At 63.8% G+C, this 24166-nt stretch carries 25 protein-coding genes; 11 read left to right on the top strand and 14 right to left on the bottom strand.

Going from position 1 to position 24166, the window contains the following annotated elements:
* The coding region (gene purM / locus RN01_RS23045; RefSeq protein ID WP_039016775.1) for a phosphoribosylformylglycinamidine cyclo-ligase at window positions 1-908 on the top strand (908 nt) is incomplete at its 5' end.
* A 71-nt stretch (window positions 909-979) separates the two neighbouring features.
* Here the strand turns inward: purM and RN01_RS23040 are convergent.
* From RN01_RS23040 to mutL, 3 genes are all read right to left on the bottom strand, one after another.
* Complete coding sequence (locus RN01_RS23040; RefSeq protein ID WP_024569078.1) at window positions 980-1471, bottom strand: GNAT family N-acetyltransferase; 492 nt, start codon at window positions 1469-1471, stop codon at window positions 980-982.
* A gap of 64 nt (window positions 1472-1535) precedes the next feature.
* Complete coding sequence (miaA, locus tag RN01_RS23035; RefSeq protein WP_017515715.1) at window positions 1536-2483, bottom strand: tRNA (adenosine(37)-N6)-dimethylallyltransferase MiaA; 948 nt, start codon at window positions 2481-2483, stop codon at window positions 1536-1538.
* 16 nt (window positions 2484-2499) lie between these two features.
* Complete coding sequence (mutL, locus tag RN01_RS23030; RefSeq protein ID WP_024569077.1) at window positions 2500-4467, bottom strand: DNA mismatch repair endonuclease MutL; 1968 nt, start codon at window positions 4465-4467, stop codon at window positions 2500-2502.
* Between the two features lie 112 nt (window positions 4468-4579).
* On the opposite strand from mutL, the gene RN01_RS23025 reads away from it, so the two are divergent.
* Entirely contained in the window at window positions 4580-5251 is a 672-nt protein-coding gene (locus RN01_RS23025; protein WP_223277289.1) for a VTT domain-containing protein, read from the top strand.
* A gap of 29 nt (window positions 5252-5280) precedes the next feature.
* On the opposite strand, the gene RN01_RS23020 is transcribed toward RN01_RS23025, so the two are convergent.
* Complete coding sequence (locus tag RN01_RS23020; RefSeq protein WP_017515008.1) at window positions 5281-6129, bottom strand: SirB1 family protein; 849 nt, start codon at window positions 6127-6129, stop codon at window positions 5281-5283.
* A gap of 13 nt (window positions 6130-6142) precedes the next feature.
* Window positions 6143-7693 (bottom strand): murein biosynthesis integral membrane protein MurJ, encoded by a 1551-nt coding sequence (murJ, locus tag RN01_RS23015; RefSeq protein ID WP_017515009.1) that lies wholly within the window; start codon window positions 7691-7693, stop codon window positions 6143-6145.
* Between the two features lie 388 nt (window positions 7694-8081).
* Between murJ and rpsT the strand changes: the two genes are divergently transcribed.
* Window positions 8082-8348: a 30S ribosomal protein S20 gene (rpsT, locus tag RN01_RS23010; RefSeq protein WP_008644962.1), complete on the top strand. Its 267-nt coding sequence runs from the start codon at window positions 8082-8084 to the stop codon at window positions 8346-8348.
* Window positions 8349-8530: 182 nt separating this feature from the next.
* On the opposite strand, the gene RN01_RS23005 is transcribed toward rpsT, so the two are convergent.
* Window positions 8531-8836, bottom strand: a complete 306-nt coding sequence (locus tag RN01_RS23005; RefSeq protein WP_008644961.1) for a DUF3579 domain-containing protein — start codon at window positions 8834-8836, stop codon at window positions 8531-8533.
* Between the two features lie 436 nt (window positions 8837-9272).
* Between RN01_RS23005 and argF the strand changes: the two genes are divergently transcribed.
* Together argF and RN01_RS22995 are read left to right on the top strand one after the other, a co-directional pair.
* Window positions 9273-10196, top strand: a complete 924-nt coding sequence (argF, locus tag RN01_RS23000; RefSeq protein WP_011517450.1) for an ornithine carbamoyltransferase — start codon at window positions 9273-9275, stop codon at window positions 10194-10196.
* Between the two features lie 91 nt (window positions 10197-10287).
* Entirely contained in the window at window positions 10288-10599 is a 312-nt protein-coding gene (locus RN01_RS22995; protein WP_017513646.1) for a pyrimidine/purine nucleoside phosphorylase, read from the top strand.
* A 56-nt stretch (window positions 10600-10655) separates the two neighbouring features.
* Here the strand turns inward: RN01_RS22995 and murB are convergent, their stop codons facing one another.
* Window positions 10656-11666, bottom strand: coding sequence for a UDP-N-acetylmuramate dehydrogenase (gene murB / locus RN01_RS22990; protein ID WP_017513645.1), 1011 nt, complete (start codon window positions 11664-11666; stop codon window positions 10656-10658).
* A 134-nt stretch (window positions 11667-11800) separates the two neighbouring features.
* Between murB and RN01_RS22985 the strand changes: the two genes are divergently transcribed.
* Window positions 11801-12286 carry a YajQ family cyclic di-GMP-binding protein gene (locus RN01_RS22985; RefSeq protein WP_011517448.1) on the top strand — a complete coding sequence of 162 codons (486 nt, stop codon included), beginning with the start codon at window positions 11801-11803 and terminating at the stop codon, window positions 12284-12286.
* 56 nt (window positions 12287-12342) lie between these two features.
* Here the strand turns inward: RN01_RS22985 and RN01_RS22980 are convergent, their stop codons facing one another.
* The 3 genes from RN01_RS22980 to RN01_RS22970 all read right to left on the bottom strand — a co-directional run bounded on the left by RN01_RS22980 (window position 12343) and on the right by RN01_RS22970 (window position 13890).
* Entirely contained in the window at window positions 12343-12783 is a 441-nt protein-coding gene (locus RN01_RS22980; RefSeq protein WP_008644952.1) for a DUF192 domain-containing protein, read from the bottom strand.
* A gap of 155 nt (window positions 12784-12938) precedes the next feature.
* Window positions 12939-13139, bottom strand: a complete 201-nt coding sequence (locus RN01_RS22975; protein ID WP_008644951.1) for a hypothetical protein — start codon at window positions 13137-13139, stop codon at window positions 12939-12941.
* 106 nt (window positions 13140-13245) lie between these two features.
* Entirely contained in the window at window positions 13246-13890 is a 645-nt protein-coding gene (locus RN01_RS22970; RefSeq protein ID WP_017513644.1) for a pseudouridine synthase, read from the bottom strand.
* A 238-nt stretch (window positions 13891-14128) separates the two neighbouring features.
* Between RN01_RS22970 and icd the strand changes: the two genes are divergently transcribed.
* A complete protein-coding gene (gene icd / locus RN01_RS22965; RefSeq protein ID WP_017513643.1) occupies window positions 14129-15379 on the top strand; it encodes an NADP-dependent isocitrate dehydrogenase in 1251 nt (416 codons plus the stop codon).
* Window positions 15380-15785: 406 nt separating this feature from the next.
* On the opposite strand, the gene RN01_RS22960 is transcribed toward icd, so the two are convergent.
* Window positions 15786-15995: a cold-shock protein gene (locus RN01_RS22960; protein WP_008644945.1), complete on the bottom strand. Its 210-nt coding sequence runs from the start codon at window positions 15993-15995 to the stop codon at window positions 15786-15788.
* Between the two features lie 563 nt (window positions 15996-16558).
* On the opposite strand from RN01_RS22960, the gene clpS reads away from it, so the two are divergent.
* The 4 genes from clpS (at window position 16559) to RN01_RS22940 (ending at window position 21251) form a co-directional block, all read left to right on the top strand.
* A complete protein-coding gene (gene clpS / locus RN01_RS22955) occupies window positions 16559-16885 on the top strand; it encodes an ATP-dependent Clp protease adapter ClpS (protein WP_008644942.1) in 327 nt (108 codons plus the stop codon).
* Window positions 16882-19179, top strand: a complete 2298-nt coding sequence (gene clpA, locus RN01_RS22950; protein ID WP_008644941.1) for an ATP-dependent Clp protease ATP-binding subunit ClpA — start codon at window positions 16882-16884, stop codon at window positions 19177-19179. The genes clpS and clpA overlap by 4 nt, the downstream gene beginning before the upstream one ends.
* Window positions 19180-19386: 207 nt before the next feature.
* Entirely contained in the window at window positions 19387-20391 is a 1005-nt protein-coding gene (locus tag RN01_RS22945; RefSeq protein WP_024569074.1) for a tripartite tricarboxylate transporter substrate binding protein, read from the top strand.
* 14 nt (window positions 20392-20405) lie between these two features.
* Complete coding sequence (locus tag RN01_RS22940; RefSeq protein WP_017511831.1) at window positions 20406-21251, top strand: VOC family protein; 846 nt, start codon at window positions 20406-20408, stop codon at window positions 21249-21251.
* 51 nt (window positions 21252-21302) lie between these two features.
* Here the strand turns inward: RN01_RS22940 and dut are convergent, their stop codons facing one another.
* The 3 genes from dut to coaBC all read right to left on the bottom strand — a co-directional run bounded on the left by dut (window position 21303) and on the right by coaBC (window position 24139).
* Complete coding sequence (gene dut, locus RN01_RS22935) at window positions 21303-21797, bottom strand: dUTP diphosphatase (protein WP_017511832.1); 495 nt, start codon at window positions 21795-21797, stop codon at window positions 21303-21305.
* Window positions 21798-21901: 104 nt separating this feature from the next.
* Window positions 21902-22921 (bottom strand): LLM class flavin-dependent oxidoreductase, encoded by a 1020-nt coding sequence (locus RN01_RS22930; RefSeq protein WP_017511833.1) that lies wholly within the window; start codon window positions 22919-22921, stop codon window positions 21902-21904.
* Window positions 22922-22939: 18 nt separating this feature from the next.
* Entirely contained in the window at window positions 22940-24139 is a 1200-nt protein-coding gene (gene coaBC / locus RN01_RS22925) for a bifunctional phosphopantothenoylcysteine decarboxylase/phosphopantothenate--cysteine ligase CoaBC (protein WP_017511834.1), read from the bottom strand.
* Between the last annotated feature and the right edge of the window lie 27 nt (window positions 24140-24166).

Below are 24166 nucleotides of genomic sequence, written 5' to 3'. Positions count from 1 at the left end.
GGTTCGGCGCGCTGTTCGAGCTGTCGAAGAAGTACCAGGAGCCGGTCCTGGTTTCGGGCACCGACGGCGTGGGCACCAAGCTCAAGCTGGCGTTCCAGCTCAACCGCCATGACACGGTGGGCCAGGATCTGGTGGCGATGAGCGTCAACGACATCCTCGTGCAGGGTGCCGAGCCGCTGTTCTTCCTCGACTACTTTGCCTGCGGCAAGCTGGATGTGGAAACCGCGGCCACCGTGATCAAGGGCATCGCCCACGGCTGCGAACTGGCTGGCTGCGCGCTGATCGGCGGCGAAACCGCTGAAATGCCGAGCATGTACCCGGACGGCGAATATGACCTGGCCGGTTTCGCGGTCGGCGCCGTGGAAAAGAAGAAGATCATCGACGGCAGCACGATCACCCCGGGTGACGTGGTGCTGGGACTGGCTTCGTCGGGCGCGCATTCGAACGGCTACTCGCTGGTGCGCAAGATCATCGACGTGGCCCGCCCGAACCTGGACGCCGACTTCCACGGCCAGCGCCTGCAGGACGCCATCATGGCGCCGACGCGCATCTACGTGAAGCCGCTGCTGTCGCTGATCGAAACGCTGCCGGTCAAGGGCATGGCCCACATCACCGGTGGCGGCCTGACCGAGAACGTGCCGCGCGTGCTGGCCGACAACGTCACCGCCGTGATCCAGCGCGACGCCTGGACGCTGCCGCCGCTGTTCCAGTGGCTGCAGGCCGAAGGCCGCGTGGCCGACGCCGAAATGCACCGCGTGTTCAACTGCGGTATCGGCATGGTCGTGATCGTGGCGAAGGAAGACGCTGAACGCGCCATCCGCCACCTGCAGGCGGCCGGTGAGGCCGTGTGGCAGATCGGTGAGATCCGCGAGCGTGCCGAAGGCCAGGCGCAGACCGTGGTGGTCTGATCAGCCTTGCTGACGTACCAACAAAAAGCCCGGCCGAGAGGCCGGGCTTTTTGTCTTCTGGGCGCCAGGGATCACGCACCCAGCTTCGTCAGCGCATCGCCCGTCACGCGGCAGATGCGCCAGTCCGGCATCACGTCGGCACCCATCGCGCGGTAGAAATCGATCGACGGCTGGTTCCAGTCGAGCACCGACCATTCGAAGCGGCCGCAGCCGCGCTCCACGGCCAGCGCCGCCAGGTGCTTGAGCAGGGCCTTGCCCAGCCCGTGCCCGCGCCATGCCGGGTCGACGAACAGGTCTTCCAGGTAGAGCCCCGGCTTGGCCAGGAACGTCGAGAAGTTGTGGAAAAAGAGCGCGAAGCCGACCGGCAGCTTGCCGCTGTCCGTATCCACTTCGAGAATCACGGCCTCGGCACCCGGATGCGCGCCGAACAGCGCATCGCAGAGCTTCTGCGGCGTGGCTTCCACCAGATGCGTGAGCTTCTCGTATTCGGCCAGCGCCGAAATCAGGTTGTACAGGGTCTCGCTATCGGCGGGGGCGGCGGGGCGGATGGTGAACGTGGTCATCTGGGGCGGGCGGAAAGCAGGCCAAAAAGGTTTGAGCGACGATTATCGTCCACTCCGCACGCCGTCACCACCCCGCCGCGTCGGCAACCCTTGCAACGTAGTCTGGCGCCAGGCAGTCGATGCCGATGCGCTCCGGGGTGCTGCGCAACCAGGTCAGCTGTCGCTTGCATAGCTGGCGCGTGGCGGCGATGCCGCGCTCACGCATCGTCGCGAAGTCGCAGTCGCCATCGAGGTACTCCCACACCTGACGATAGCCCACGCAGCGGATCGACGGCAGACCCAGGTGCAGGTCGCCGCGCGCGCGTAGCCGCTCCACTTCCTCGATCAACCCGCCCTTGAGCATCGCGTCGTAGCGGTCGGCAATGCGCGCGTGCAGCACGGCGCGGTCCGACGGCTCCAGGGCAATCACGCGGTAGCGTGCGTCGGCCGCGCCCGTGAACGTGCGAGCGTCGGCTTGCCGTGCCAGCAGCGCGGACATCGGCTGACCGCTGAGGCGATGAATTTCCAGCGCGCGCTGGATGCGCTGGGCATCGTTGGGCGCGAGCCGCGCAGCCGTGATGGGGTCGACCTCGGCCAGCATCGCATGAAGCGCCGGCCAGCCGCGCTCGGCCGCCAGCGCGTCGAGCTCCGCGCGCACCGTGGCATCGGCCTGAGGCAGGTCGTTGAGCCCCTGCGTCAGCGCCTTGTAATAGAGCATCGTGCCGCCGACGATCAGCGGCGTGCGGCCGCGTGCGCGGATCTCGCCGATCAGCCGCTCGGCGTCGGTCACGAACTGCGCCGCCGAATAGCTTTCGAGCGGATCGATGATGTCGATCAGATGATGCGGCACGCTGGCCAGTTCCTCGCGCGTGGGCTTGGCCGTGCCGATGTCCATCTCGCGATAGACCAGCGCTGAATCGAGGCTGATGATCTCGACCGGCGTGCGCGCGGCCAGTTCGAGCGCGGCCGCCGTCTTGCCCGATGCAGTGGGGCCGAGCAGGCAGACGACGGGCGGGTGGGACTGTGCGGACATCTTGAAGCTGGGGAGATTACTGGCCGCGCAGGAACAGGCGGTCGAGTTCCGCAACCGTCAACTGCACCCATGTCGGGCGACCGTGGTTGCACTGGTCGGCGCGCTCTGTCTGCTCCATCTGGCGCAGCAAGGCGTTCATCTCTTCTACGGTCAGCTTGCGATTGGCGCGCACGGCGCTGTGGCAAGCCAACGTGGCCAGCAGTTCATTCTGGCGCTCGGCCAGCACGCGCGAGCCGCCGTAGGCCTGCAGGTCGCGCAGCACGTCGCGTGCCAAGGCTTCGGTATCGGCCTGCTTGAGCAGTGCGGGAATCGCGCGCACGGCGAGCGTCGTGGGGGATACGGGCTTGATGTCGAAGCCGAGCAGCTGCAGCGTTTCCTGGTGTTCTTCGGCCGCGCCGATTTCCACCGGACTGGCCGGCAGCGTGACCGGAATCAGCAGCGGCTGCACCGCCAGTTCGCGCGCGTCGAGGGCGGTCTTGATCTGTTCGTACAGGATGCGCTCGTGCGCCGCGTGCATATCGACCAGCACCAGCCCCCGGGCGTTCTGCGCCAGCACATAGATGCCGTGCAACTGCGCCACTGCGTAACCGAGCGGATGATCGTCGTCGCCTTTGTCTGCCGCGGGCAGGGTGGAAGGCTGCAGCGGTTGCAGCGGTAATCGGTCGAGCAGGCCCGGCGGTTCGTCTGCGCGTGCCGCCTGTGCGTCGGCCAGCCATGCGGGCGGCTGCGGCGACGGTTGCCAGGGCCGCGCGCTGCCTTGCCCGGCGGCGTCGCGGACCATGCCCAGATAGGCTTGGCGCGGCTGTGCGATACCAAGCTCGGTCTGGCGGCCTGCCGAATAATTGACCCACTGCGGCGCGGCGCCCGGCGCACCCGGCGCGCCGCCTGGACGGGCCGCAGGCATCGAAGGCCGTTCTGCCTCATCGGCGATCTCCGAATGCAGGCTGTCGCCTTGCTCGCCGGCCTGGCGTGCCAGGCATCGCTGCACTGCGTGATAGACAAACTGGTGCACCGCGCGCGATTCGCGGAAGCGAACCTCGATCTTGGACGGGTGAACGTTCACGTCGACCAGTTCGGGTGGCAGGTCCAGGCAGATCACATACGATGGGAACCGGTCGCCGTGCAGTACGTCCTGATAGGCGCTGCGCACAGCATGGTTGAGCAGCTTGTCGCGCACGAAACGGCCATTGACGAAGAAATACTGCTGGTCCGGCCGGCCTCGCGATGCGGTGGGCAGTCCGGCAAAGCCATAGAGGTGCAGCGCGTCGGCCTGTTCGTCGAGCGGCAGGCGGGCGCGTGCGAAGTCGCTGCCGAGCACCTGCGCCGTGCGCGTGGCCACGTCGCCGGCATTCCAGTGCTCCAGCGGCTTGCCGTTGTGATGCACCGAAATCGTGACGTCGGGCCGTGCCAGCGCGGCGCGGCGGATCATCTCCAGGCAATGCCCCAGCTCGGTTTGTTCCGATTTCAGGAACTTTCTACGGGCTGGCGTGTTGAAGTACAGGTGCTGCACGTCGATCATCGTGCCAACTCCGCCTGAAGCGGGTTGCAGATGGCCGGTGTCGGCGCTGATCTGGGTGGCGTGCGTGGCGGTGGCCGTGCGGCTGGTCAGCACGAGATGGGAGACCGAGGCAATCGAGGCCAGCGCCTCGCCGCGGAAGCCCAGTGTCAGGACCGATTCGAGTTCGTCCAGCGAGGCGATCTTGCTGGTGGCGTGGCGCATCAGCGCAACGGGCAGTTCGTCGGCGGGGATGCCGCAGCCATTGTCGGTGATGACGATGCGTCTCACGCCGCCTTCCTCGAGCCGGATACCCAGTTGCGTGGCGCCGGCGTCGAGTGCGTTCTCGAGCAGTTCCTTGACGACCGACGCGGGCCGTTCCACCACTTCACCGGCGGCGATCTGGCTGATCAGCTGGTCCGGCAGCGGGCGAATGGGGCGGTTGGGTTGGGCGGTGCGAGGATGGGTACGGTCGGCTTCGGCAGGCATGTGGGCGATTATACGTGCGCGAGGACACGAATTCGGCACAGTCCGGGCACTTTTCCGGGCGCCAGGTGACGGATCAAACCGGGCGCTCTTGTATGATGTGGACCTTCATTGAATGGGGACAAATTTGGATACCGCATTGCAACTGCTCGACATGATTCTCCATGTCGACAAATTCCTCGGACAGTTCGTCCTGGACTATGGCGTCTGGGTCTACGGCATCCTGTTTGCGATCGTCTTTGCCGAGACGGGGCTGGTGGTGCTGCCCTTCCTGCCGGGCGACTCGCTGCTGTTCATTGCCGGCGCGATGTGCGCGACCGGCGCGATGAACGAATGGGTGCTGGCGGGGCTGCTGCTGTTGGCGGCGGTGACCGGCAATACGGTCAACTACATGGTCGGTAGCTGGATCGGGCCGAAGGTATTCGATCACCAGTGGCGATTCCTGGACCAGAAGGCGCTGCTCAAGACGCACATGTTCTACGAGAAGCATGGCGGCAAGACGCTGGTGATGGCACGTTTCATCCCGATCGTGCGCACGTTCGCGCCGTTCGTGGCCGGCGTGTCGCAGATGACGTTCGCGCGATTCCAGCTGTTCAATGTGATCGGCGCGGTGATCTGGGTGTTCGGCCTGGTATTCGCCGGTTACTTCTTCGGCAACCTGCCGTTCATCAAGCAATACCTGAACCTGATCGTGCTGGCTGGTATCGGCGCGGCCGTGGTGCCACTGGTGCTGGGCGGGTTGTGGAAGCTTGTGCGCGGCAAGGCGCGCGATACGCGCGCTTCCTGAGCGGCGCGGGGCGGGTGGGCCCGCAGCCGTTAGTTGACGCTGCGGCTCATCATCCGCAAGGCTGGCATCCGATCGCGAATCTGCGTGGAGTCGGCCGCATCCGGGCGGGCCTGGACATAGGCTTCCAGGTCTTCCAGCGCCGGGCGGAAGCATTCCAGGTTGGCATACGCCAGCCCCCGGTCGCGTACTTCCTCGATCGAGTCCGGCAGCAGGATCACCAGGCGGTTCTGCACCGCCAGCAGCCGCTGCCAGCGTGACTCCTGCAAATAGATCGCCTTCAAGTTGCGCAGCATCCGCGCGATGATCTCGCGATGGCTGGCCGTTTGCAGAAACAGGCCAAGCGGCACTTCGCTCGAATTAGCGATCCCCTCGCGCTCGAGATAGGGGTCGAGCATTTCCTGCAACTGTTCCTTCGAAAGCGTCTCGCCGGTCAGCGGGTCGAGCACGACCTCGCCCGCCGGAATCGTCATGCGAACCAGGAAGTGGCTGGGGAAGGCAACACCTTTGAGCGGCAGGCCGATCTGTTGGCCGAGTTCCATGTAGAGGACGGCCAGTGAGATCGGAATACCCCGGCGCTGCTTGAGCACCATGTTCAGGTACGAATTGTCCGGATCGTAGTAGTCGTTCGCGTTGGGGCCGAAGCCGAGATCGCGATAGAAGAAATGATTGAGCAGGCGCAGGCGCTGGATGGCCGCCGTTCCCTCCGCGATCCGGCGCTTCAGGCGCAGGGCCAGAACATCCAGGGCTGCCAGTTCGGCTTGCAGGTCAAGGTCAGGATAGGCGTCCTGGGCGATCGCCAGCGCGGTCTCGGTGAGCGGGATCGCGTCGTCGTCGGCCACGAGGCTGGCGAAGTAGTCCAGGACTTTCGTGGAGGTCATGGCGGGTTCCTGACTAGCCCGCGCGGCGCCGGAAGGAGGAGTAGCGCAGGCCCATGAGCCACAGTGTACCGAAGTAGACCGTCGCCGCAAGTACCAGGCAGGCGCCCATCAGCGCGATGCGCAACCCCGGGGTGGCGCCCAGCGCGATCCAGTCGAAGTTGCGCGCGAACCAGAGCAGCATGCCCGACAGGATCAGCATCGCGGCCACCAGTCGCAGCAGGAACAGGCCCCAGCCCGGCGCCGGGTGGTAGTAGCCGCGGCGGCGCAGGCCATAGAACAGCAGCAGGGCGTTCACCGTGGCGCCAAAGCTGATCGACAGCGGCAGGCCCGCGTGCTGGAGCATCGGCACGAACACATAGTTGGATGCCTGCGTGATGATCAGCACGAGAATGGCGATCTTGACCGGCGTCCGGATGTCCTGGCGGGCGTAGAAGCCCGGCGTCAGGATCTTGATCAGAATCAGCGCAAGCAGCCCGACGCCGTAGGTGGTCAATGCCTGCTGCGTCATCTGGACCGCATGGGCGTCGAACCGGCCATAGTGGAACAGCACCGACGTGATCGGCGTGCCGAACAGCATCAGTCCGGCCGCGCACGGCAGCGCCAGCAGGAACGTCAGGCGCAGGCCCCAGTCGAGCAGGCCAGAGTATTCCTCGCGATTGTCCTCGGCGCTCGCCCGAGACAGGCTCGGCAGCAGGATCGTGCCGAGCGCGACGCCCAGCAGCGCGGTGGGGAATTCCATCAGCCGATCGGCATAGGTGATGTACGACACCGCGCCGGCTCCGAGTCGCGACGCGATATTGGTATTGATGATCAGGCTGATCTGCGCCACCGATACGGCCAGCAGCGCCGGCAGCATTTGCGTGATCACGCGGCGCACGCCAGGGTTTGCCCAGGCGGCGCGCAGGTTGAGCGACACACGCGGCATCACGCCGAGCTTGCGCATCGCGGGTACCTGGATCACAAGCTGCAGCACGCCGCCGACCAGCACGCCCCACGCCTGCGCGTAGATCGGCTGGCTCATGTGCGGGCCCACGAACAGGGCGGCCACGATCAGGCAGAGGTTCAGCAGGACGGGCGTGAACGCCGGCACGGCGAAGTTGCGCCAGGTGTTCAGGATGCCCGAGGCCAGGGCCACCATCGAGATCAGGCCAATGTACGGGAACATCACGCGCGTCATGAAGACGGCGGCGTTGTAGGTTTCGGAGTCGCCACGGAAGCCGGTGGCGACCACGGTCATGACGATCGGCGCGCCGATCACCCCGAGCAGCGATACTGCGGCCAGCACCCAGGTCATCACCGTGGCCACGGCATCCACCAGGCTCATGGTCTCGTCATGGCCGCGCTTGCCGTGGTACTCGTTCAGGATCGGCACAAAGGCCTGCGAGAACGCGCCTTCGGCAAAAATGCGGCGCAGCAGGTTGGGGATGCGGAACGCCACATTGAAGGCGTCGGTCATGTCCGAGGCGCCAAAGGCACGGGCGATCAGGATTTCGCGCACCAGGCCGGTGATGCGGGAGAGCATCGTCAGGCTGCTGATGGTGGCAAGCGCTTTGAGCAGGTTCAAGATGAGAATTCGGGGAAGCGTGAGGCCGGCGTGCGGTCTGCGCCGGGGCGGCAAACGGGTTTGAGACGCTCGGCCGGCCGTAAAGTTGCCGCGACACCACGCTTCCTGCGCGGCTGCGACTGCTCATGTGGCGGGTATTATACGGATGCAGCCTTGCGGATCGACCGTGACTTGCCCCCGTACGGCGGGGCAGGGGCGGGCGTAGCGCGACAGGTACGGGTTGTTCTTGCCTGTCCTGTTGCGATGTGTGTATAATCGCCGATTCGCAAGGACAGTCGCGTTCCGGATTCGTTTGTCCGAACATCCCGGGTCGCAGATGTGACTTAATTGTTGCGTCCCATTTTGTTGCGTCGCCCCGGGCGCGCATTCTGAATTCAGGAAGAGATACATGGCAAATTCCGCACAAGCTCGCAAGCGCGCGCGCCAAGCCGTCGCCGCGAACGCCCACAACTCCAGCCTGCGCTCGCGCCTGCGTACCGCCGTCAAGGCTGTTCGCAAGGCTATCGACGCTGGTGACAAGGCCGCTGCTGCTGAGATCTACAAGCAGTCGCAAGTCGTGATCGACAGCATCGCCGACAAGAAGATCGTGCACAAGAACAAGGCTGCACGTCACAAGTCGCGCCTGTCGGCCGCCATCAAGGCCATGGCTGCCTGATAGCTGCCTGGGTCACTCCGGTGACCCTGTGGTACAAAAAAAGCTCGTCATTGCGACGAGCTTTTTTTGTTTTTCGGCTTCTGATTCGGGTTCCGGGGCCGCCTTCCTTCCTCTTGCTTCCTGTTGGGTTTGCCTGACGGCTCTGTCTGGGCCGCGCCTGCCGCGGCCCGTGCTCCCGTCGCTTATTCGCCGAACGAGCAGGCTTCGACGACCTGGAGGTTGTTGTCGCGCGCGAAGTTCAGGACGAAGTCGAGCGCCTTGGGCTCGATATCCCGCAGCCGGGTGTCCACCACCACGTTCTTGACCCCGGCCACGATCATCGGTCGCACATACGGTGAGTAGGTCAGACGAGGGTCGCCGGTGTCGCCCTCGGGGCGAAATTGCGCCATCACCCCGCACAGTCGCTCAGCCCAGTCGCTCGGGCGGAAGGTCTTGCCTTCCTTGGTCACACCTTGGATGAAATATTCGCGAACTTGGGGGGTCGTCATGGGACTGCGGGGATCTGCTTGGTGACTCGACGGTAAACCCGCTTCAACGGGCGCCCGTTTGACGCATCCGGAGCGCAAAGGTTCTCGCGCATCCGGGCTGGAGCAGCAGGGCGGTGGTGTCGGCGGGGGCACTTTTGATGCCGGCGGCGGGCGGTGGCATGGGTATGCCGGGCCCCGCGTGAATCAGCGAGTATTATATCTTATATAAGAGTTGCGCATAGCGGGAAATCCTGTCGGAAACCTGTCAATGGCGGCCCGGGCGCGTGCCGCCGGCGGGCGCTCCGGGCTCGCCAAAGCAGGAATAATCCCTTATGATTCTTGCAATTACATTGCGTAAGCGACGCGAAAGGCGGCTCCGCGACACGCTCTGGCCCTGAAGGATCGCCCAGTCTGGCGTCCGGGCCACGTGTCCAAACCGAGCCGCCTTATTTGTTTTATGAGCCCAACCCCGATCAAGCATTACCTCCAGTTCAGCGATCTCAGTGCCGACGAGTACGAGTACCTGCTGGACCGCGCGCGGATCCTCAAGGCGAAGTTCAAGAACTACGAAACGTGGCACCCGTTGCATGACCGCACGCTGGCCATGATCTTCGAGAAGAATTCCACGCGCACGCGCCTGTCGTTCGAAGCCGGCATCCACCAGCTCGGCGGTCACGCGGTGTTCCTGAACACCCGCGATTCGCAACTGGGCCGTGGCGAGCCGATCGAGGATGCCGCCCAGGTGATTTCGCGCATGGTCGACATCATCATGATCCGCACGTTCGGACAGGAAATCATCGACCGCTTTGCCAAGCACTCGCGCGTGCCGGTGATCAACGGGCTCACCAACGAATACCACCCGTGCCAGGTACTGGCCGACGTGTTCACGTACATCGAACAGCGCGGCACCATCGCCGGCAAGACCGTGGCGTGGATCGGCGATGCCAACAACATGGCCTATACCTGGATCCAGGCCGCCGAGCGCCTTGATTTCACGTTCCATTTCTCGGCGCCCCCGGGCTATCAGCTCGATCCGGCGATGGTGCCGGACTGGGCCGCATCGCGCGTGAAGGTGTTCGATAATCCGCTCGACGCCTGCCAGGGCGCGCATCTGGTCACCACTGACGTGTGGACCAGCATGGGTTTCGAGGCCGAAAACGATGCGCGCAAGCGTGCGTTCAAGGATTGGATGGTGACGACGGCGATGATGGATCGCGCCGCGGACGACGCCCTGTTCATGCACTGCCTGCCCGCGCACCGTGGTGAGGAAGTGGAAGCGGCGGTGATCGACGGCCCGCGCAGCGTGGTGTGGGAAGAAGCCGAGAACCGTCTGCACGTGCAGAAGGCGCTGATGGAATACCTGCTCTGCGGCCGCTACTAAGCGCCTGCAGGAGCTGATCAAAGGGGGCCGTCCAGGCTCCCTTTTTTACGCCCACCGATTTGATGAAACCCGAAGACTCGAGGAGATTGAGATGAGCCAGTTCGACAACGTATCCGTGGTCAAGAAGGCCAACCTGTATTTCGATGGCAAGTGTGTCAGCCACACGGTGACCTTTGCCGACGGCACGCGCAAGACGCTCGGCGTGATTTTCCCGGCTGCGCTGACGTTCAGCACCGGCGCGCCAGAAATCATGGAAATCAATGCTGGCGTCTGCCGCGCGCGTCTGGCAGGTTCGGACGAGTGGAAGACCTATGGCGCAGGTCAGCAGTTTGACGTGCCGGGCAACAGCAGCTTCGACATCGAAGTGACCGAGACCCTGGATTACGTCTGCCACTTCGGTTAAGCCGTACCGAGAACTTTCCCCTCTGCCACGTTGTGGAAGAGGGGAGCAGACCCCCTCTACAGAATCACCGGTTCCGGTTCGATCCGGACCCCGAAGTGCGCCTGCACCGCGTCCGCGATGCGGTTAGCCAGCGCCAGCAGCGCCGCGCCGGTTCCACCGCCGTGATGCACCAGCACCAGTGCCTGCTTGCCGTAGACGCCCACCGGGCCGTCGTCGACACCCTTGAATCCACACTGGTCGATCAACCAGCCTGCGGCCAGCTTGTAGCTGCCATCGGGTTGCGGATAGCTGACGAGGGCAGGGTGGTCGGCCAGCAGGGCATTGCGCAGCGCGGCGTCGACGACCGGATTCTTGAAGAAGCTCCCGGCGTTGCCGATCTTTGCCGGATCCGGCAGCTTGCGCGAGCGGATCGCAACGATCGCGTCGCGGACTTGCGCCGCATTGGGCGTGCCCACACCTTCCAGCTCACGCGCCAGTTCGCCGTAGTTCAGTACCGGTTGCCAGGCCTTGGGCAGCCGCAGCGTGACCGCCGTGATGATGTAGCGGTCGCGGCCTTCGCGCTTGAACAGGCTGTCCCGGTAGCCGAACGCGCATGTGTCCAGGTCGATCGTGACAAAGTCGCCGGATTGTCGGTCATAGGCACGTAGCCGGGCGAAACGTTCGCGCAGTTCCACGCCGTACGCGCCAATGTTCTGGATCGGGGCGGCGCCGACCGTGCCCGGGATCAGCGCCAGGTTTTCCAGGCCAGGCATCCCTTCGTCGATCGTGCGGTTCACCAGCCCGTGCCAGGTTTCCCCGGCGCCGGCCGTGACGAGCCAGCTGCCATCATCCTCCGCCACGTCGTACCCGGGGATCTCCATCAGCAGCACACATGCATCGAGATCGCCGGTCAGTACCACATTGCTGCCGCCACCGAGCACGACGATCGGCAGATTGCCGATCCGAGGGTCGGACAGGGCCGAAACCAGGTCCGATTCGTTACGAATATGGACGGCAAGGCGCGCACGCGCATCGAACCCGAATGTATTGTGGGTGCGCAGGGGATAGAATTCGAGGAAATCTGCCATGCAAGGACGGGAAAAGCGGGCGCCGAAGCGGCGAAATGGCCTCCCCGGACTGAGAGGCAGGCCCGATTATACGTAACCGTTACGGACCGGCCGCTGCTTAGTGCCAGCGGCCATGCAATACCAGGAGAATTGAAATGCCGTCGTTTGACGTAGTGTGTGAAGCCAATATGGTCGAAGTGAAGAACGCCGTGGAGCAGGCCAACAAGGAAATCTCCACGCGTTTCGACTTCAAGGGTTCCGATGCCCGGGTCGAGCAGAAGGAGGGCGAGCTGACCGCCTTTGCTGATGACGATTTCAAGCTGGATCAGGTCAAGGACGTCCTGATCAACAAGATGGCCAAGCGCAACGTGGACGTGCGCTTCCTGGACTACGGCAAGGTCGAGAAGATCAGCGGCGACAAGGTCAAGCAGGTCATCACGATCAAGAAGGGCGTGACCGGCGATCTGGCCAAGAAGATCGTGCGTATGATCAAGGACAGCAAGATCAAGGTCCAGGGCAGCATCCAGGGCGATGCGGTGCGCGTATCGGGCACCAAGCGCGACGATCTGCAGGCGGTGATCGCCATGCTGCGCAAGGACGCCAACGAGGCGCCCCTCGACTTCAACAACTTCCGCGACTAAGCGCGTCGCAGCCCGCAACCACCCAGCTCGCGGGCTGCCTTACAGCGCTATTGGGGCTACTTCGGCTGAGGCAGTCCGCCGATCTTCGCGCCCGGCTTGAGGCCCTTCTGGGCAAACCAGCCCTTGTTCATTTCCAGCGCGTAGCGCACGGCCGCGCGCGGGCAGTGATTGTCCTCGGTCTGCGGCTTCATTTCCTCGATGTTCACGATGCTGCCGTCATCGGCCAGGAAGGCGATCGACAGCGGCAGGTCGGTGTTCTTCATCCAGAAACAGTGGCCGGCCTTATCCTCGAACACGAACAACATGCCGGCATTGGCTGGCATGTTCTTGCGGAACATCAGGCCGCGTTCGCGCGCCTCAGGCGAGGCTGCCACCTCCGCCTGGATGGCATACATGCCAGCGGTCAGCGGAATCACGGGCAGCGCGCTTTGTGCGTGGGCGAGCGTGGCCAGCACCGTGGTGCCTGCGGCCAGCAGAGTCTTGATCATGCGATGCATGGCGTTATCGGAAGTGAGTGGGTCGACTGCAGCCGAGAGCATAGCGCAGCGCGCGTGCGTCAGTCGTTCGCGCAATAAAAAAGGCAGGCCGTCGAAACGTGCCTGCCCTTCGCGTGAGCGCCGGACCGATGCCGGCGAGTCGCGCGCGAACCGCCTTACTGAGCAGCCGGAGCCGAAGCTTCAGTCTTCTTCGAGCTATGCTTCTTGCTGCTGTGATGCTTCTTGCTGGTGGACTTCGCGGGCTTGGCTTCCTTGGCGGCCGGTGCGGCAGCATCAGCAGCGGCGGGAGCCGAAGCCTGGGCGAAAGCGCCGGTAGCGAACAGACCAACAACCAGGGCAGCGATCAGTTTTTTCATTTGCGAGTACCTCGAGAATTTGTGTCCAGCATTTGGTGAGTGCGACGCGTAGTAGAACGTGTCACTCGAAAAAACGAAGCGGCAAGGCTGGCCGTTGACGCCATATTTACTTGAATTTGTAACTGCGTCTTGCCGGTCCCGATGTGGGCGTGCGCTCAGGTCTTGCAGTCGAAACATGCGGATTGCTGCTTGAAAGTCCTAGTTTCGAGACATCTGTTTCGCACCATTGGCCGGGCATCAGTCCCAGCTCCGGCAGTTTCAGATTGCCGATAGATATGCGGACGAGTCGAAGCGTGGGGAGCCCCACCGCGGCAGTCATGCGACGCACCTGTCGGTTCTTGCCTTCGCGGATCGACAACTCGATCCACGTAGTGGGAATGGCCGCGCGATAGCGGATCGGAGGATGGCGTTCCCACAACCATGCTGGCTCATCGACGACGCGTGCCTTTGCTGGCAGCGTCTTGAAATCTCCCAGGTCCACGCCGGCGCGAAGGGTAGCAAGCGCAGCCTCGTCTGGAACACCTTCCACCTGAGCGAGGTACGTCTTGAGGAGCTTGTGTCGCGGATCGGCGATGCGTGCCTGCAGCGCGCCATCGTCGGTGAGCAGCAGCAGGCCTTCGCTGTCCGCATCGAGCCGGCCGGCAGGATAGACGCCAGGCACATCGACACAGTCAGCCAGCGTCGCGCGCGAGGGGTGCGCGGAGAACTGGCTCATGGTCTGGTAGGGTTTGTTTAGCGCGATCAGGGTCATGGGCGCGAAGTATGCACGAGCCGCCGAATCAATTGGCGTGCCCACGGCGTTTATGCATAATATGCGGATGCTCTTGAGTCTTATATAAGACTGACATGGACTGCCGAGCGAGATGTGATCGCGGCCGGTCACGTGGCGAATCCGATTCGCCCGTTACAATGCCTTGCACGACACAATCGCATTGCCGGGCTCTGCGGCCTGGTGCCGTCCTTACCCCCATCCGCAGTTGGAGACAAATATGTATCAGCACATCAAGGTGCCGGCAGGCGAGAAGATCACGGTCAACGCCGATCTTTCGCTGAACGTGCCGGATAATCCGATCATTCCCTACATCGAAGGTGACGGCACGGGTGTCGATATCACCCCGGTGATGCTGAAAGTGGTGGATGCCGCCGTGGCCAAGGCGTATGGCGGCAAGCGCAAGATCTCGTGGATGGAGATCTACGCCGGCGAGAAGTCGACCAAGGTCTACGGCCCGGATGTGTGGCTGCCGGAAGAGACCATGGATGTGGTCAAGGAATACGTGGTGTCGATCAAGGGTCCGCTGACCACGCCGGTCGGTGGCGGCATCCGCTCGCTGAACGTGGCACTGCGTCAGCAGCTCGATCTCTATGTCTGCTTGCGCCCGGTGCGCTATTTCAAGGGCGTGCCGTCCCCGGTGCGCGAGCCCGAGAAGACCGACATGGTGATCTTCCGCGAGAACTCGGAAGACATCTATGCCGGTATCGAGTGGGAAGCCGAAAGCGAAGGCGCGAAGAAGCTGATCGCCTTCCTGCAGAACGAAATGGGCGTGAAGAAGATCCGCTTCCCGGAAACGTCCGGCATCGGCATCAAGCCCGTCTCGAAGGAGGGCACGCAGCGCCTGGTGCGCAAGGCGCTCCAGTACGCGATCGACAACGACAAGCCGTCGGTGACGCTCGTGCACAAGGGCAACATCATGAAGTTCACCGAAGGCGGCTTCCGCGATTGGGGCTATGAACTCGCGCAGCAGGAATTTGGCGCGGAGCTGGTCGATGGCGGCCCGTGGTGCAAGTTCAAGAATCCAAAGACTGGCCGCGATATCGTCGTCAAGGACGCTATCGCCGACGCATTCCTGCAGCAGATTTTGCTGCGTCCGGCTGAGTATTCGGTGATCGCCACGCTGAACCTGAACGGTGACTACATCTCCGACGCCCTGGCTGCCCAGGTGGGTGGCATCGGCATCGCGCCGGGCGCGAACATGTCCGATTCGGTTGCCATGTTCGAAGCCACGCACGGCACCGCGCCGAAGTATGCAGGCAAGGACTACGTGAACCCAGGTTCGGAAATCCTCTCCGCGGAAATGATGCTGCGCCACATGGGCTGGACCGAAGCGGCCGACCTGATCATTCGCTCGATGGAGAAGTCGATCCAGTCGAAGAAGGTCACGTACGACTTCGCCCGGCTGCTCGAAGGTGCGACGCAGGTGTCGTGCTCGGGGTTTGGTCAGGTGATGATCGACAATATGTAAGCGCGACGGCCACTCCGCCGGAGACAGGAAGCCGCGCAGATGCGGGGCTTTTTCACGTCCAACGGCCGACGTAGATCACCCGATCGTCGCGGCGTTGGCCTGATAGCGAAATGCGATTGGGGGCAAGGTCTTCGGTCCTTGCGTTGCGAATAGTCAGCCGCGAAGACGTCCAGCGGGCGAGCGGTCGGAATATCGACGGACGGTGGGAGTGAGCGCGAGGGGCGGAAAGCAGAACGCCCGGCACGAGGCCGGGCGTTCCATCGGATGCGTGGCGTACCGCCAAAAGCAGCGTGCCGCTGGCCGGCATTGCCGTACCGTGGCACTGGATCCCGTTCCGCGGGGGTACATCCCCCAGCATCCTGACGGACCGACGCGGCTCTGCGGCCGGTTCGGTCGCGGCGCACTCTTACTGGTTCGCGTCCTGGATGTTCGTAGCTTGCTTGCCCTTCGGGCCTTGCACGATTTCGAACACCACACGCTGGCCTTCCTTCAGCGTCTTGAAACCCGACATCTGAATTGCCGAAAAGTGCGCAAACAGTTCTTCCTCGCCGTCGTCCGGCTTGATAAAGCCGAAACCCTTGGCGTCATTGAACCATTTGACGATACCGCTTGCCATAAACTCCCCCAACGAAAAAGCAGATTTCAAGCGGGGAAACCGATGGCCAGCTGAAAAACACTTCGACGGGCTTCCAGCGTCGGCGCCCTGCGGCACCGGCAGCCAAAAGGCGCCGTATCGATGAGATTCGCGTGGTCGGCGCCCGGTTACCAGTCAAATGCTGGCATGCGGACGCATGAACGACGCCGGTCGTGGGCCTCCCCTGCTCACGGAATCATCCGGACTGACCTTGTTGCTTGGCTCGCGTGGTCATGCCCGAATGCGCGAACGATTCTTTCGGCAAACCTACATACTGTCAAGCTGGCAGAATCCCCACTCGGCGCGGGGTGTGGCGGGATTGAAACGGCCACCAGTGGTACCTTTGGCGCGGGGCGTACGGATTTTCCCGAATGCCCCGGACTGGTGCCAGGGAGCCGTCCCGCTCGTGTGCGGCGTGCTCCGCCAACGTGCGCCGAACGTCCTTTGTGTGGCGTGCCACGCAGAGAATTTACCGGGTGCGGGGCTTGAATAACAGCCCAGTTCCCCAAATTGCAGACTTGTGAACAAGGGTTAGAATAAAAGCCATGGCGACACGGCTGGCGAACACCCCCCAACGCGAAACAGGCACTGTCATCGAACGGAAGGAGCAGCAGCTCAAGCCGCCGGCGATGTACAAGGTGGTCCTGCTCAACGACGACTACACTCCGATGGAGTTCGTCGTGATGATCCTGCAGCAGTATTTCAGCAGGGACCGGGAAACGGCGACGCAGATCATGCTGACCGTCCACCGGGAAGGTAAGGGCGTTTGTGGTATCTATACGCGTGATATCGCGGCGACCAAAGTCGAGCTTGTATCAACCCATGCGCGGCAGGCGGGGCACCCGCTGCAGTGCGTGATGGAGGAAGCATGATTGCGCAAGAATTGGAAGTGAGCCTGCACATGGCCTTCGTCGAGGCTCGCCAGGCGCGCCACGAGTTCATTACCGTGGAACACCTGCTGCTGGCGTTGCTCGACAACCCCACGGCGGCCGAGGTGCTGCGCGCGTGCGCAGCCAACATCGAGGACTTGCGCACTAGTCTGAAGAACTTCATCGCCGACAACACGCCGGTCGTGCCCGGCACCGATGAAGTGGACACACAGCCGACACTCGGTTTCCAGCGAGTGATCCAGCGCGCCATCATGCATGTGCAGTCGACCTCCAACGGCAAGAAGGAGGTGACTGGCGCGAACGTGCTGGTGGCGATCTTCGGCGAGAAGGATTCCCACGCGGTCTACTACCTGCAACAGCAGGGCGTCACGCGCCTGGACGTGGTGAATTTCATCAGCCACGGCATCCGCAAGGATCAGGCCGAGCCCGCCAAGCATGGCGACGGCAACGCCGAAGGCGAGGGCGGTGACGGCAAGGAAAGCCCGCTCGAGCAATACACCCAGAACCTGAACACGCTGGCCAAGGCCGGCAAGATCGATCCGCTGATCGGCCGCGAAAGCGAAGTCGAGCGCGTCGTCCAGGTGCTGTGTCGCCGCCGCAAGAACAACCCGCTGCTGACCGGCGAGGCCGGCGTGGGCAAGACGGCGATCGCCGAAGGTCTGGCATGGCGCATCACCAAGGGCGAGGTGCCGGATATCCTGGAAAAGGCCGTGGTGTACTCGCTCGACATGGGCGCGCTTCTGGCCGGCACCAAGTACCGTGGTGACTTCGAGCAGCGCCTCAAGGGCGTGCTGAAGTCGCTCAAGGACAATCCGAACGCGATCCTGTTCATCGACGAGATCCACACGCTGATCGGCGCGGGCGCCGCATCGGGCGGCACGCTGGACGCCAGCAACCTGCTGAAACCGGCGCTGTCGTCGGGGCAGCTCAAGTGCATCGGCGCGACCACGTTCACCGAGTACCGTGGCATCTTCGAGAAGGATGCGGCGTTATCGCGTCGATTCCAGAAGATCGACGTGGTCGAGCCTTCGGTAGACCAGACCGTGCAGATTCTGCGTGGCCTGAAGTCGCGCTTCGAGGAGCATCACGGCGTCAAGTACGCAGCCTCGGCGCTGACCGCGGCGGCCGAACTGTCGGCACGCTTCATCACGGACCGTCATCTGCCGGACAAGGCGATCGATGTGATCGATGAAGCGGGTGCGGCACAGCGCATCCTGCCGAAGTCGAAGCAGAAGAAGACGATCGGCAAGGCCGAGATCGAGGACATCGTGTCGCGCATCGCGCGTATCCCGCCGCAAAGCGTGAACCAGGACGACCGCAGCAAGTTGCAGACGCTGGAACGCGACCTGAAGTCGGTGGTGTTCGGTCAGGACCCGGCCATCGAGGCGCTGGCTTCGGCGATCAAGATGTCGCGTGCTGGCCTGGGCAAGACCGACAAGCCGATCGGCTCGTTCCTGTTCTCGGGCCCGACCGGCGTCGGCAAGACCGAAGTGGCCAAGCAGCTCGCGTTCATCATGGGCATTGAGTTGCTGCGCTTCGACATGTCCGAATACATGGAGCGCCACGCGGTTAGCCGCCTGATCGGCGCGCCCCCGGGCTATGTCGGTTTCGACCAGGGCGGCCTGCTGACCGAGGCCGTCACGAAGAAGCCGCACTGCGTGCTCCTGCTCGACGAGATCGAAAAGGCACATCCGGATATCTTCAATATCCTGCTGCAGGTGATGGACCACGGTTCGCTCACCGACAACAACGGTCGCCGTGCCGACTTCCGCAATGTGATCATCATCATGACCACCAATGCGGGCGCCGAGACGATGAACCGTGCCACAATCGGCTTCACCACCGCCCGCGAGCAGGGCGACGAGATGGCCGATATCAAGCGGATGTTCACACCCGAGTTCCGTAACCGACTCGATGCGATGATCAGCTTCCGTTCTCTGGATGAGGAAATCATCCTGCGCGTGGTGGACAAGTTCCTGATGCAGCTGGAAGAGCAACTGCACGAGAAGAAGGTAGATGCCAGCTTCTCGGAGAAGCTGCGCAAGTATCTGGCGAAGAAGGGCTTCGATCCGCTGATGGGTGCCCGTCCGATGCAGCGTCTGATCCAGGACATGATCCGCAAGGCGCTGGCCGACGAGCTGCTGTTCGGCAAGCTTGTCAGCGGCGGCAAGGTCGCGGTGGACCTGGACGACGACGACCAGATCAAGCTGACGTTCTCCGAAGCGGATCCGGAGCCGCCCGAGGCGCCGGAAAGCGAGCAGCGCGCAGAAGTCTGAGCGTCTGACATATCAGCAAAATCGGATAACGGCCGGGTCATTCCCGGCCGTTTTTCTTGGGCGATTGTTCCAGCTTCGTGGGCTTTTGGGCGATCAGCGAAGGCATTGCCTGCAACGCGAGCGATCATCGGGCAAAATACGGGCGGGCGGCATGTCGCCCTTTCTTTTTTGTCACGCGGCCCTGTGGCCGCACAGCTCAAGTCACCGATGTCCTCTCCAGACCGCATGCGGCTGCGCCGTCTGCTGCTCAAGACCTTGCCGATGGGTGCCGTGCCCGTCGCTTCGATCTCCAGTCTCGCCCGCGCGGCAGAACCTGCCTCGAGTGGCCGTCCCATTTCCATGGTGTTGCCGTTCCCGCCGGGTGGCAGCGTGGACATCGTTGCGCGCCAACTGCAGCCCGGGCTGAAGAGCGGACTCGGCCAGACCGTCGTTGTCGATAACAAGCCTGGCGCTGGCGGACTGATCGCCAGCAGTACCGTGGCGCGTGCCAAGCCGGATGGCAATACGCTACTGATGGCCTTCGATACGCACGCGATCAATCCATTTGCGTACAAGAACCTGCCGTACGACACGTTCAAGGATTTCACGCCGATCTCCCAACTGGTGCGCTTCCCGCTGGTGATCGCTGCCAATCCCGCGCTTTCAGCCTCGAACGTGCGTGAGCTCGTGGAATTGGCCCGCGCCAATCCCAAGGGCGTGCGTTATGCCTCGTCTGGCATCGGCAGCCTGAACCAGCTTGCCGCGGAAGCGCTGGCCACCGACGCGGGCGTCCAGTTCCTCCACGTGCCCTACAAGGGTGGCGGCCCGGCCGTGCAAGCCGTGCTGGCGGGGGAAGTCGACCTGTTCTTCAGCAGCTACGCCGCCGTGCAGGCCCACATCGCCGCCAAGACGATCAAGGTGCTCGGCGTGACCGGATCGAGCCGCATCAAACAGCTTCCGCAGGTGCCGACCGTGGCCGAGCAGGGCTTCAAGGGCTTCGAGGCCTACTCGTGGATCGGCGTTTTCGGCCCGGCTCATATGCAGCCCGATACCGTGACCCGCCTGCACGATGCGCTGGGCGTCGCGATTCGCCAGCCCAAGGTGGTTGAGGCGCTGACGGCCCAGGGTTTCGAAATTGCGGTTGGCACACCTGCCGACCTCGGCAACCTGGTGCGCCACGAGCATGACAAATGGCAGGCGGTGGCTCGCAAGGCCAATATCCAGTTCGAGTAAATGTCGAGTCAGCAATGAGCGGTCTGCCTGAACCTTTCGATCATGCCGTGGTGGTTTGCGGCGACCTGGACGCCGCGGTTGCCAACTGGCGCGCGCTGGGATTCACGCTGACGCCGCGCGGCTATCACACGCTGGGATCGCAGAACCACTGCATCATGCTGGCGCGTGATTACCTGGAACTGCTGCACGTCACCGCGCCGAGCCCGAGTCGTCAGTACTACTGGGACGCCCAGCAGCGCGGGGATGGCTGCGCGGCCATGTCCTGCAAGAGCAGCGATGCGTTCGCCACGGCCGACCGCCTGCGTGCGGCGGGCTTCCAGCCGTCCGATCCGATCGAGTTCTCACGCCCGGTCCGGCTCGATGATGGCAGCGAGCATCCGGCCACGTTCCGCGTCACGGCACTTGATGGCGCGCCAGGCGCGCGCTACTTCGTCTGCGAACACCGCACGCCGGAGTTGCTGTGGCGCCCGGAATGGATGGCGCACGCGAATGGCGTTCGGGCCATTGCGGCAACGTATCTGGTGGTGGAGGCGGAGCAGGTGAGCGCGACGGCCGAGGCCTATGCTGTGCTGACGGGCGGGGCGATCATCGAGGCGACCGATGAGGCTGCCACGATCGCCATTGGCGACGCCAGGTTCGTGATCGTGGCGCCGCAGGCGCTGGCGGTTGCCGCTGGCGCACCGCAATTGCAACACGCCGAGCGCGGCTACGCGGCTATTCGCCTTGCCACGTCCAACCTGGCTGGCGCGCGCGCTCACTGGCGCGAGCAGGGTGTCGAGTCTATCGACCTGTCACCGGAAGTCACGCTGATCCCGGCGATGCAGGCCAATGGTGTAGCGCTGATCTTCGAGCAGCGCTGAAGTCTTTCTCCCTCTCCAGGACAGCGAGAGAGGGAGAGTACCGCTCTGGCTTTACGCCTTTGCGTGCGCGACGCCGGTCGACCCGAAGCCACCGGCACCACGCGTCGAATCCTCCGAGAATTCTTCCACCGTCGTGAACACCGGGCGCAGCACCGGCACGAACATCATCTGGGCGATACGCTCGCCGGGCTGGATCACGATCGGTTCGGTGCCGGGCGCGTTGCGATTCCACACGCTGACCATGATTTGCCCCTGGTAATCCGCGTCGATCACACCGATCGAATTGCCGAGTACGAGCCCCTTCTTGTGGCCCAGACCCGAGCGCGGCACGATCGTGGCGCACATGTACGGATTGGCCATATGCACCGCGATACCGGCCGGAATCAGTTGCGCAGGCGTGCCGGCCTCGATCGTGACCGGGCCGTCCACGCAAGCGTGCAGGTCGATGGCGGCGGCCATGTCGCTCTGGTAGGCGGGCAGGCCCCAGTCATTCAGGCGGGCGTCGAGCACCTTGATTTCGACGGTCGGATTGGTGGCTACGGTCATGGAAGCGGTTTCCTGCAATGCGTGAAAGATGGGCTGGGCAGTCCGGCAAAAGCACGGACTGGCCAAAGGCCGAATCATACCGCGCCGCGCCGGATGGCCTGGAGTCAGGCGGCCAGGTCGAATGCCTCGGCCAGCAACTGGTAGGTGCGCAGACGCGCCTTGTAGGAGGCCGTCACGCTCAGCACGACCAGTTCGTCCGCCGCGAACCGGTCCTTGAGCGCCAGCATCCGCTCGGCAACCTGCTCGGGCGTGCCGCAGATCGTGCGCGGCCGTTCGCGCTCGATGATCATCCGGTCGCGTTCGGTCGGCGTGAAGTCGGCCGCCTGCGCCAGCGAAGGAATGGGCGCGTTCACGCCATAGGCCATCTGCAGCCGGCGGATATCGACCGCGCGTTCCAGCGTCGCGGCTTCCTGTTCGGTATCGGCGCAGATGACGAAGATAGCTGCGGCGCTGTAAGGCTTGTCTTCGTAGCCGGACTCGAACGCTTCGCGATATTGCTGGGTAACCAGATGCCCGCTGTGCGCATTGATGAAGTGGGCAAACGCGAATCGCAGCCCGAGACGGGCGGCCAGTGCGCCGCCGAAATCGCTCGAACCAAGCACCCAGAGTTCGGGTTTGGTGTCGATCACCGGCTGCAGCAGCACCCCTTCGGCCAGATGGTCGGGCGGGACTTCCCCGCGCAGCAGCCAGGCCAGGTCCTGCACCTGTTGCGGGAACTGGTCGCCACGGTTGTACTGCCCCATGGCCACCGCCTGCGCGGTGCGCATATCGCCGCCGGGCGCGCGGCCCACGCCCAGGTCGACGCGGTTCGGAAACAGCGCTTCGAGCATACGGAACTGCTCGGCCACCTTGAACGGGCTGTAGTAGGGCAGCATCACGCCGCCGGAGCCCACGCGGATGCGCTTCGTCGCGCTGCCCAGCCGCGCCAGCATGACTTCGGGCGCGGGATTGCAGACGCCTTGCAGACCGTGGTGTTCGGCGCACCAGTAGCGGGTATAGCCGAGATCGTCGGCCATCTGGGCCAGTTCGACGGTCGCAGCCACCGCGTCGCGCGCGGTATGGCCGGCGATGACCGGGCTCTGGTCGAGCACGGACAGGCGCAGCTTGGGGCGGGGTTGGCTCATGGCAGGCAGGGTGGCGGATTACACGGGTTTGCGCGGCAGACGCTGGCCGATTGCGGTGACAAGCTCGCGCGCCAGCGAGAGTTTGTCCGCGCGCGGCAGGCGCGTCATGCCGTTGGCGTCGAACAGCACGATCTCGTTGTCGTCGAGACCGAACGTGCGATGGCCGATATTGCCGACCAGCAGCGGCACGCCCTTGCGCTTGCGCTTCTGCTCGCCGTATTGCTCCAGGTTCTCGCTCTCGGCCGCAAAGCCGACGCAATAGGGGGCATCGGCACGGGCGGCCACGGCAGCCAGGATGTCCGGGTTCTGCACGAATTGCAGGGTCGGCGTGTCGGTGTCGTTGGCCTTCTTGAGCTTCTGCTGCGCGACCTCCGCGGGACGCCAATCCGCCACGGCGGCCACGGCGACGAATACGTCGACATCGCGCAGTTGCGCCATGACCGCGTCGTGCATCTGCTGGGCGCTGCGCACATCGGTGCGCGTGACGCCACGTGGCGTGTCGAGCGCGGTCGGGCCAGCCACCAGCAGTACGTCGGCACCCGCTTCACGCGCGGCGCGCGCGATCGAGAATCCCATCTTGCCCGAGGACAGGTTCGTGATGCCGCGTACCGGATCGATCGCTTCGAACGTCGGGCCAGCCGTGATCAGCACGCGCTTGCCAGCCAGCGGTTTGGGCTGGAAGAACGCGATCAGGTCTTCGACAAGTTCTTCCGGTTCGAGCATCCGCCCGTCGCCGATTTCACCACAGGCCTGGTCCCCCGTGCCGGGGCCGAGGATCATGACCCCATCGGCGCGTAGCTGCGCGGCATTGCGTTGCGTTGGCGCGGCGGCCCACATCTGCCGGTTCATCGCCGGCGCCACCAGCAGCGGACATTCACGCGCGATGCACAGCGTGGTCAGCAGGTCGTCGCAGAGGCCGTTGGCTACCTTGGCGAGGAAATCGGTCGATGCTGGCGCGATCATGACGGCGTCTGCCTCTCGTGAGAGGTCGATATGCGCCATGTTGTTGTCGATGCGGGCGTCCCATTGGGAGAGGAACACCGGGCGTCCGGAGAGCGCCTGCATCGTGACCGGCGTGATGAAGTGCGTTGCCGCTTCGGTCATCGCCACCTGCACCGTGGCGCCAGCCTTGGTGAGCAGTCGGACCAGCTCGGCTGACTTGTAGCAGGCGATGCCGCCAGTCAGGCCAAGGACGATGTGCTTGCCGCGCAAATCCATGGGGAGAGCTCTTCAGGGAGACGGGAG

The sequence above is a fragment of the Cupriavidus sp. SHE genome (genome assembly GCF_000812445.1).
Lineage (GTDB): Bacteria > Pseudomonadota > Gammaproteobacteria > Burkholderiales > Burkholderiaceae > Cupriavidus > Cupriavidus metallidurans.
This window is presented reverse-complemented; position numbering and strand designations above follow the sequence as displayed.

Bases quoted from the DNA above. Each gene is read 5' to 3' on its own strand.
- RN01_RS23040 (WP_024569078.1), bottom strand. From the start codon at position 1,471: ATGACCACGTTCACCATCCGCCCCGCCGCCCCCGCCGATAGCGAGACC.
- miaA (WP_017515715.1), bottom strand. From the start codon at position 2,483: ATGTCCGCACAGTCCCACCCGCCCGTCGTCTGCCTGCTCGGCCCCACT.
- mutL (WP_024569077.1), bottom strand. From the start codon at position 4,467: ATGCCTGCCGAAGCCGACCGTACCCATCCTCGCACCGCCCAACCCAAC.
- RN01_RS23025 (WP_223277289.1), top strand. From the start codon at position 4,580: ATGGGGACAAATTTGGATACCGCATTGCAACTGCTCGACATGATTCTC.
- RN01_RS23020 (WP_017515008.1), bottom strand. From the start codon at position 6,129: ATGACCTCCACGAAAGTCCTGGACTACTTCGCCAGCCTCGTGGCCGAC.
- rpsT (WP_008644962.1), top strand. From the start codon at position 8,082: ATGGCAAATTCCGCACAAGCTCGCAAGCGCGCGCGCCAAGCCGTCGCC.
- RN01_RS23005 (WP_008644961.1), bottom strand. From the start codon at position 8,836: ATGACGACCCCCCAAGTTCGCGAATATTTCATCCAAGGTGTGACCAAG.
- argF (WP_011517450.1), top strand. From the start codon at position 9,273: ATGAGCCCAACCCCGATCAAGCATTACCTCCAGTTCAGCGATCTCAGT.
- RN01_RS22995 (WP_017513646.1), top strand. From the start codon at position 10,288: ATGAGCCAGTTCGACAACGTATCCGTGGTCAAGAAGGCCAACCTGTAT.
- murB (WP_017513645.1), bottom strand. From the start codon at position 11,666: ATGGCAGATTTCCTCGAATTCTATCCCCTGCGCACCCACAATACATTC.
- RN01_RS22985 (WP_011517448.1), top strand. From the start codon at position 11,801: ATGCCGTCGTTTGACGTAGTGTGTGAAGCCAATATGGTCGAAGTGAAG.
- RN01_RS22980 (WP_008644952.1), bottom strand. From the start codon at position 12,783: ATGCATCGCATGATCAAGACTCTGCTGGCCGCAGGCACCACGGTGCTG.
- RN01_RS22975 (WP_008644951.1), bottom strand. From the start codon at position 13,139: ATGAAAAAACTGATCGCTGCCCTGGTTGTTGGTCTGTTCGCTACCGGC.
- RN01_RS22970 (WP_017513644.1), bottom strand. From the start codon at position 13,890: ATGACCCTGATCGCGCTAAACAAACCCTACCAGACCATGAGCCAGTTC.
- icd (WP_017513643.1), top strand. From the start codon at position 14,129: ATGTATCAGCACATCAAGGTGCCGGCAGGCGAGAAGATCACGGTCAAC.
- RN01_RS22960 (WP_008644945.1), bottom strand. From the start codon at position 15,995: ATGGCAAGCGGTATCGTCAAATGGTTCAATGACGCCAAGGGTTTCGGC.
- clpS (WP_008644942.1), top strand. From the start codon at position 16,559: ATGGCGACACGGCTGGCGAACACCCCCCAACGCGAAACAGGCACTGTC.
- clpA (WP_008644941.1), top strand. From the start codon at position 16,882: ATGATTGCGCAAGAATTGGAAGTGAGCCTGCACATGGCCTTCGTCGAG.
- RN01_RS22945 (WP_024569074.1), top strand. From the start codon at position 19,387: ATGTCCTCTCCAGACCGCATGCGGCTGCGCCGTCTGCTGCTCAAGACC.
- RN01_RS22940 (WP_017511831.1), top strand. From the start codon at position 20,406: ATGAGCGGTCTGCCTGAACCTTTCGATCATGCCGTGGTGGTTTGCGGC.
- dut (WP_017511832.1), bottom strand. From the start codon at position 21,797: ATGACCGTAGCCACCAATCCGACCGTCGAAATCAAGGTGCTCGACGCC.
- RN01_RS22930 (WP_017511833.1), bottom strand. From the start codon at position 22,921: ATGAGCCAACCCCGCCCCAAGCTGCGCCTGTCCGTGCTCGACCAGAGC.
- coaBC (WP_017511834.1), bottom strand. From the start codon at position 24,139: ATGGATTTGCGCGGCAAGCACATCGTCCTTGGCCTGACTGGCGGCATC.